This window comes from Candidatus Eisenbacteria bacterium, assembly GCA_013140805.1.
Lineage (GTDB): Bacteria > Eisenbacteria > RBG-16-71-46 > RBG-16-71-46 > RBG-16-71-46 > JABFRW01.
Genome location: JABFRW010000105.1, coordinates 1 through 8046 on the forward strand (window position 1 = coordinate 1; position 8046 = coordinate 8046).

The 8046-nt window shown below is 68.3% G+C and carries 8 protein-coding genes; 7 read left to right on the forward strand and 1 reads right to left on the reverse strand.

The features are described from left to right. Positions 1 to 1158, reverse strand: a 1158-nt coding sequence (locus HOP12_08935) for an N-acetylmuramoyl-L-alanine amidase (GenBank protein NOT34278.1), incomplete at its 3' end; no start/stop codon positions are given. A gap of 421 nt (positions 1159 to 1579) precedes the next feature. Between HOP12_08935 and HOP12_08940 the strand changes: the two genes are divergently transcribed. The 7 genes from HOP12_08940 to HOP12_08970 all read left to right on the forward strand — a co-directional run. Next, positions 1580 to 2791, forward strand: coding sequence for an ABC transporter substrate-binding protein (locus HOP12_08940; protein NOT34279.1), 1212 nt, complete (start codon positions 1580 to 1582; stop codon positions 2789 to 2791). Positions 2792 to 2800: 9 nt separating this feature from the next. Then, entirely contained in the window at positions 2801 to 3703 is a 903-nt protein-coding gene (locus tag HOP12_08945) for a branched-chain amino acid ABC transporter permease (GenBank protein ID NOT34280.1), read from the forward strand. Positions 3704 to 3791: 88 nt separating this feature from the next. Continuing rightward, a complete protein-coding gene (locus tag HOP12_08950) occupies positions 3792 to 4706 on the forward strand; it encodes a branched-chain amino acid ABC transporter permease (protein NOT34281.1) in 915 nt (304 codons plus the stop codon). Between the two features lie 32 nt (positions 4707 to 4738). Beyond that, positions 4739 to 5497, forward strand: a complete 759-nt coding sequence (locus HOP12_08955; GenBank protein NOT34282.1) for an ABC transporter ATP-binding protein — start codon at positions 4739 to 4741, stop codon at positions 5495 to 5497. Between the two features lie 13 nt (positions 5498 to 5510). After that, positions 5511 to 6215 (forward strand): ABC transporter ATP-binding protein, encoded by a 705-nt coding sequence (locus tag HOP12_08960; GenBank protein NOT34283.1) that lies wholly within the window; start codon positions 5511 to 5513, stop codon positions 6213 to 6215. Between the two features lie 21 nt (positions 6216 to 6236). Continuing rightward, positions 6237 to 7058: a class I SAM-dependent methyltransferase gene (locus HOP12_08965; protein ID NOT34284.1), complete on the forward strand. Its 822-nt coding sequence runs from the start codon at positions 6237 to 6239 to the stop codon at positions 7056 to 7058. A 98-nt stretch (positions 7059 to 7156) separates the two neighbouring features. Continuing rightward, the coding region (locus HOP12_08970) for an L-seryl-tRNA(Sec) selenium transferase (protein NOT34285.1) at positions 7157 to 8046 on the forward strand (890 nt) is incomplete at its 3' end.

Consider the following 8046-nt stretch of genomic DNA (forward strand, 5'->3'; position numbering starts at 1 on the left):
CGTCAGGTACGCGAAGCCGACGCCGTCTCGAATCGTCACGCGCTGCAATGCGGGCACGATCCCGACGCCGGAGCGGCGCCGCACCTCGACGAGCCCGCTGTCGCGTGGGGCCGCGTCCCACGCGTCGCGCAACTCGATGCGCACCGCGATGCGCTTCGCATCGTCGTCGAGGGCATCCGCGGGCTCGACCTGGAGCCTGGCGATCGGTTTCGCGACGAAGAACCGCACGCGCCGTTCGCGCGTGGACCCTGCGCCGGCCAGCCGCGCGCTGAGCCGCGCGTCGTGCCAGCCGTGCGTCCACGGCGCGGGAGGGAGCCATGCGAGCGAATCCCCGAACCGCGCCGGCGTCTGGCGCGCGCCGTCGACCGTCCAATGAATCGCATCGGTGGCGCCTCGCAGGCGCGCGGTCAGCACCGGATCGCCGTCGGTGCGTGCGGAATCGGCAAGTTCGATCGCGGCGACGCGCGCGACGAAGCGATCGACCACGGGGCGCGGGCGCGCGAAGTAGCGGGCGATTCCGATCGCCAGCGCTTCGGCCTCGATCGCGATCGCCTTCGGGTCGCGCAGCCGGGCTTCGACGTCGGGGTTGGTGAGGAACGAGGTCTCGGTCAGCAGTGCGGGGGCGGCGCTCGATCGCAGCACGAAATAGTTACCGGGAATCACCCGCTGGGCCGCGATCCCCACGTTGCGGACCAGCGCGCGATGGACGTCCTGCGCGGCGTCGAGCGAGGGGCCGTCGTCGTCGAAGCGGTAGTAGGTCTGAGTCTCGTTCTGGTCGTGCCGGCCGGCGGGATCCGCGTTGTGGTGAACCGACACGAACAGCTCGGGATCGAACGCATTGGCGCGACGCATGCGCTCGGCGAGATCCGATCGCAGCGCGCTGTCGCCTGCGACCAGGAAGTCGTGATCGGTTTCGCGGGTCAGGAACACGGACGCGCCGTGCGCGACCAGTCGCTCGCGCAGCCGCAGCGAGACGGCGAGATTGGCTTCGGATTCGGTCAGACCGTTCACGCCGATCGAGCCGCGGAAGAAGCCACCGTGGCCGGGGTCGATCGCGATCCGGCGGCCGCGCAGCTCCGAAGAGTCGAGCGAGTCGAGCGACTCTCGCAGCGCGTCATAGCCGGGGTGCGGACGCGCGAGCGCGGAGTCAGCCGCCACCGGCGAAGCTGGAATCGAGGGGGTGCGGGCGACCTGAACGCGAACCGCGCAGCCGCTCGACCCGGTCAAGAGGGCGAGGGCCAGCCAGGCGGCGCGCAACGTGGGGCGCGCGGATCGCGGACGAGTGCGCATCCCTGCGCGAAGTCGAAACGCCATGCGTCGGCAATCTACACCGCGCGCTCACCCGCGGCCACCGTGCGTACACTCGCGGCCGCCGTGCGCATCGGCCGCGCAGCGTCGTACGCATCGCACCCGGCGCAGCCGCGCCGAGCTTGCCGAACCCCGAGGCGCGTGCTAACCCTTCACCCCTTCCGGCGCCGCCCCGGAGCTGTCCGGTTCGCGGTGTCGCGCTCCGGACGGCGCCGTTTGCGCTCCGCCCGGCTCACCCGACGTTTTCGCTGTCATCAGAGGAGCGCTGCGTATGACCTTGCGCATGGGATCGCGCCCGTGGGTCCTGACCATCCTGCTCGGCGCGTCATTGGTGTTCTCCGGTTGTGCCGGAAGCGGAAAAGAAGAGTTGGTGGTGGGCGAGTACGGCTCGCTGACCGGCAACGACCCGACCTTCGGGCAGTCGACCAAGAACGGCGTCGAGCTGGCACTCGACGAGCTGATGACCACCTCGCAGGGGAAGATCGGCGGACTGCCGGTCCGCACGATCGTCGAGGACGACCAGGGGCGCCCCGAAGAGGCGGCGACCGTGGTGCAGAAGCTGGTGACGCAGGACCAGGTGATCGCGGTCATCGGCGAGGTGGCGTCGTCGCGCAGTCTGGCGGCGGCTCCGATCTGCCAGGAAGCAATGGTTCCGATGATTTCGCCCTCGTCGACCAATCCCAAGGTCACCGAGGTCGGCGATTTCATCTTCCGCATGTGCTTCATCGATCCGTTCCAGGGCACGGTGATGGCGAAGTACGCAGGTGAGAACCTGCAGCTCAAGCAGATCGCGATCCTCAAAGACGTGCGCAGCGACTACAGCGTCGGCCTCACCAAATTCTTCTCGGACGCCTTCGTCGCGATCGGCGGCACGATCGTCGAGGAGCAGGCGTACAGCGCGGGCGATCAGGACTTCCGGCCGCAGCTCACCGCGATCAAGGCGAAGAAGCCGCAGGCCATCTTCATTCCCGGCTACTACACCGAGGTCGGGCTGATCGCGCGCCAGGCCAGGGAACTCGGCCTCACGGTGCCGCTGCTCGGCGGCGACGGCTGGGAGAGCGATCAGCTGCTGCAGATCGGCGGCGAGGCGCTGAACGGCGCCGCCTACTCGAATCACTTCGCGGTCGACAATCCGGACCCGCGCCTGCAGAGCTTCCTGCAGAAGTACCGCGCCAAGTTCGGCGGCGATCCCGATGCCATCGCGGGCCTCGCATTCGATGCCGCGAACGTGCTGTTCCAGTCGATGCAGAAGCTCTACGAGCAGGATCCGAAGGCCTTCGCAGGGCTCTCGTCGTCGAAGGCCGGCAGCGACGCGCGCAAGGAAGCGACCCGCAAGCTGCGCGACCTCATCGCGACCACCACGAATTTCCCGGGCGTGACCGGCAACATCACGCTCGATGAGCACCGCAACGCCTCGAAGCCGGCGGTCGTGCTGGCGATCAAGGATGGCAAGAAGGTCTATGACACCACCGTCGCGCCCTGAGCCGCGGGCGTGAGCGAGTTCCTCCAGCAGCTCGTCAACGGCATCACGTGGGGCAGCGTCTACGCGCTGATCGCGCTCGGCTACACGATGGTGTACGGCATCCTGCGCCTCATCAATTTCGCGCACGGTGACATCTACATGCTGGGGGCGTTCGCGGCCTTCTACGCCTCGCGCTGGATCGGCGCGGGCACCGATCCGAATCCGGCCAAGGCACTGCTGGTGTTCGTGATCGCGATGGCGGCGTGTGGGGCGGCGGGCTTCCTGATCGAGCGCTTCGCCTACAAGCCGGTGCGCAAGTCCTCGCGGCTCTCGGCGCTCATCACCGCGATCGGAGTCTCGCTGCTGCTCGAGAACGGCGGAGTGCTGGTGTTCGGCGCCGCCCCGCGGTTCTTCCCGCAGATCGTGACGCCGCACAACATCTCGCTGGGCATGGGCGTCAACATCACGAATCAGCAGCTCATCATCCTCGCGGTCTCGGTGCTGCTGATGGCGGCGCTGCGCTTCATCGTGATCAACACCCGGGTCGGCAAGGCGATGCGGGCGGTGTCCTACAACCACACCGCCGCCGCGCTGATGGGTATCTCGGTCGACCGCATCATCACCTTCACGTTCGTGCTCGGTTCGATGCTCGCTGCCGCCGCCGGCATGTTGGTCGCTCTGCAGAACCCCCGCATCGAGCCGTACATGGGGATCATGCCGGGCCTCAAGGCATTCGTCGCCGCGGTGCTGGGTGGGATCGGCAACATTCCGGGTGCGGTGCTGGGCGGGCTGGTGATGGGAATCGCCGAAGTCATGGTGGTCGGCTACGTCTCGCCGACCTATCGCGACGCGATCGCGTTCGTGCTGCTCATCATCATCCTGCTGGTGCGTCCCGCCGGCCTGCTCGGCAAGCACGTGGCCGAGAAGGTGTGAGGTGAAACCGATCGCGTGGCTCGCCGCCGTCGTGGTGGTGCTGCTGGGCCTCGACGCGCTGCTGCCGACGTTTCTGAATCCGTACCTCATGCAGGTCGTGATCCTGTGCGGCATCAACGTGGTGCTGGCGGTCTCACTCAACCTGATCAACGGCTTCACCGGGCAGTTCTCGATCGGCCACGCCGGCTTCATGGCGCTCGGCGCCTACGGCTCGGCGATGTTCTCGCTGCACATCGGCGCGCACTGGGTCGCGGCGCTCGCGGGAGCGGGGCTGCCGGCTCCGCTCGCGGCGGCCCCGGCCTTTCTGATGGCCGCGTTGCTCGGCGGGCTGCTGGCCGCACTCGCCGGCTACCTGGTCGGGCTCCCCTCGCTGCGGTTGCGGGGCGATTACCTGGCGATCGTGACGCTCGGCTTCGGCGAGATCATTCGCGTGCTGATCACCAACATCGACCTGGTGGGTGGCCCGCGCGGACTGCCCGGCATTCCGCGCTGGGTGGACCTGTTCTGGGTCGGTCTCGGCGCGGCCGCGGTGATCGGACTCTCGGTGCACCTCGCGCACAGCAGTCACGGCCGCGCGCTGTTCGCGATCCGCGACGACGAGGTGGCCGCCGAAGCGCTCGGCGTCGACACCACGCGCTACAAGGTCATGGCGTTCGTGCTCGGCGCGTTTTTCGCCGGCATCGCCGGAGCCCTGTTCGCGCACTTCCTCGGCTACCTGAACCCCAACTCGTTCACCTTCATCAAGAGCATCGAGGTGATCGCGATGGTGGTGCTCGGCGGCATGGGCAGCATCTCGGGCTCGGTGCTCGCGGCGATCGTGCTCACGTTGCTGCCCGAGGTGCTGCGCCCGGTCAAGGAATATCGCATGGTGATCTACGCCCTGATGCTGATCGTGCTGATGATCACGCGTCCTCAGGGCCTGCTGGGTTCGCGCGAGCTGGACCTGAGGCGGCTGTTCGGGCGCCGCCCCGCGGCGCCCGGCGCCGCGCGGGGGGGCGCGTGAGCGAGCCGCTGCTGAGTCTCGAGCAGGTCACGATGCAGTTCGGAGGCTTGAAGGCCGTCTCCGATCTGGCGTTCGAAGTGCGCACCGGCGAGTTGGTCGGACTGATCGGCCCCAACGGCGCCGGCAAGACGACCGTCTTCAATGTGATCACCGGCGTGTATGCGCCGACCGCAGGCCGCATCCGATTCGCCGGCCGCACCATTTCGGGACTGCGGCCGAGCGCGATTGCGCGCGCCGGCATCACCCGCACGTTTCAAAACATCCGGCTGTTCTCGACCCGCTCCTGCCTCGACAACGTGTGCATCGCTTCGCACCACCGAGTCCGCACCAGTCTGTTGCAGGCGCTGCTTCGCACCCCCGGTTTCCAGGCTGCCGAGACCGCCCAGCGCGCCGAAGCGATGGAGATGCTCGACCTGATGGGGCTCGCAGATTCCGCCGAGGCGCTGGCGACCGAGCTGCCCTACGGCCAGCAGCGGCGGCTCGAGATCGCGCGTGCGCTGGCCGGCAAGCCGCAGCTGCTGCTGCTCGACGAGCCGGCCGCGGGGCTCAATCCTCAGGAGAGCGAGGATCTCATGCACCTGATTCAGCGACTGCGGCGCGAGTTCGGACTCACGATCCTGCTGATCGAGCACGACATGCGCGTGGTGATGGGCATTTGCGAACGCATCACGGTGCTCGACTACGGGGTCAAGATCGCCGAGGGCGATCCGGCCGCGATTCGCCGCGATCCGCGCGTGATCGAGGCGTATCTGGGCGAAGACGTGCACGCCGTGCAGGGCGCCGGGGCATGAGGGGGCGCGCGTGCTGCTGAAGGTCGAGGGGCTCGACGTCTACTACGGCGCCGTGCACGCCCTCAAGGGCGTTTCGATCCACGCGAACGAAGGCGAGATCGTCACGCTGATCGGCGCCAACGGCGCCGGCAAGACCACGCTGCTGCGCACGCTGTCGGGACTGGTGCCGTCTCGCGCCGGCGTCATCGAGTTCCGGGGTCGCGACCTGACGCGGGTCCCGGCATGCGAGATCGTGGGACTCGGCATCTCGCAATCGCCCGAGGGACGCATGGTGTTCGCAAACCTGTCGGTCGAGGACAACCTCGAACTCGGCGCCTACCATCGCAAGGATCGCGACGGCATCCGCGCCGATCGGCAATCGATGTACGAGTTGTTTCCGCGGCTGCTGGAGCGCCGCAAGCAATTGTCGGGCACGCTGTCGGGTGGCGAACAGCAAATGCTCGCGATCGCGCGTGCGCTGATGGCGCGGCCGCAGCTGCTGCTGCTCGACGAGCCGTCGCTCGGACTGGCGCCGCTGCTGGTGCGCGAGATCTTCAAGACCATCCGCGAGATCAACGCGCGGGGCGTCACGGTGCTGCTGGTCGAGCAGAACGCGCACATGGCGCTCTCGATCGCGGGGCGTGGCTACGTGCTCGAGACCGGCTACGTGCGGTTCGAGGACGAAGCGAAACGCCTGCTCGCGAACGAAGACGTCCAGAAGGCGTACCTGGGCGGCTGAGCCCGCGCCCACCTCGCTGCCATGAACCTGCCCGCCGCCCTTGCACGAGTTCTCGCCGCCGCGCTGCGGCACCCCGGGCGTTCGCTGCGTCATGCGCTCGATCTCGCCGCCGACCTCGAAGGGCGCCGGCGCGCCGCGGCGCTCGGGTTCGCGCGCGGATTTCCGAGCGTCGAACTGACCACGTTGACCGGGCCGCTCGATCTCACGATCGATCCCTTCACGTTCCTCGACGGCACCTCGCGCGTCACCGATCTGGCGTTGCTGGTCGGGCTCGCGCGTCGCCTGCCGAACGCCGAGTACCTGGAAATCGGCAGCTGGCGAGGCGAAAGCCTCGTGAACGTGGCCCGACACGCCGCCTCGGCCGTCTCGGTCAGCCTCTCGGAGGCCGAGATGCGAGCCCTCGGCCTCGAGTCGCAGTACCTCGGCATGGACGGCATGTTCCTCGATCGGGTGACGAACGTGACTCGCGTGCGGCAGGATTCGACCACGCTCGACTTCGAGAGCCTCGGCCGGCGCTTCGATCTGATCTTCGTCGACGGCGACCACCACCACGACGCAGTGGTGAGCGACACCCGCAATGCGTTTCGAATGCTCCGGGACGATCGATCGGTGATCGTGTGGCACGACTGCGGCAACAGCTACGAGGATTTCCGCTGGGAGGTCGTGTCGTCGGTGTTGGCCGGTACGCCACCCGAGCTGAGACACCAGCTGTACCGCGTCTCTCACAGCTTGTGCGGCGTGTTCACCCGTGCGCCGATCGAGTCGGGCTTCCCGTCGTTCCCGGCCGAACCGCGGGAGTTGTTCGACGTGACGATCCGTTCGAGGCCGTTCGCTCGCGGCTGAACGCGCTGCGCGCTTTTCGACCGACCCCGCGACGAGTACCATGCGCCGCCGTGCCCCGCCGAACTCCGGAATTTCGCGCTCTGCCCGCGATCGATCGCGTGCTCAAGCACCCCGCACTGACCGATGCGCTCGCCCGATGGCCGCGTGCGCTGGTGGTCGAAGCGGTTCGCGCCGAGCTCGAGGCGGCGCGCGCGCAGATCAAGCGCGCGCCCGGATCGGTGCCCGACGTGGCCTCGCTCGCCACCGCCGCGGCCACGAGCGCGGCGACACTCGGGCGTCCCACGCTGCGTCGGGTGCTGAACGCCACCGGCGTGGTGCTGCACACCAATCTGGGCCGTGCTCCACTCGCGGAATCGGCGCGCCGTGCGGTCGCAGAGGTGGCGGCCGGCTACTCGAGCCTCGAATACGAGCTGAGCTCCGGGAGCCGTGGGGATCGCGGCGCGGGCGTCGAGCGGTGGCTCATGCGACTGACCGGCGCCGAAGCCGCACTCACGGTCAACAACGGCGCGGCTGCAATTCTTCTCGCGCTGTCGGCGCTCGCCTCGGGGCGCCGGGTCGTGGTGTCGCGCGGTGAACTGGTGGAGATCGGCGGGGCGTTCAGGATCCCGGAAATCCTCGAGAAGAGCGGCGCGACGCTGGTCGAGGTCGGAGCGACCAATCGCACGCACCTGCGCGACTTCGAACGCGCGTTCGAGCAGCACGATCGCATCGGCGCGATTCTGCGCGTGCATCGCAGTAACTTTCGCATGGACGGTTTCACCGCCGATCCCGAGCGTCTCGGGCTTCTCAAGCTCGCGCGCAAGCACAAGGTGCCGATGATCGAGGACCTGGGCAGCGGAGCGCTGGTCAACTTCGCGGACTTCGGACTCGAGCACGAGCCGACCATCGCCGAGTGCCTGGCGTCGGGCGCCAGCGTGGTGACCTGTTCCGGTGACAAGCTGCTGGGCGGGGCGCAGGCGGGGCTGGTGCTGGGGGCAAAGAAGTGGGT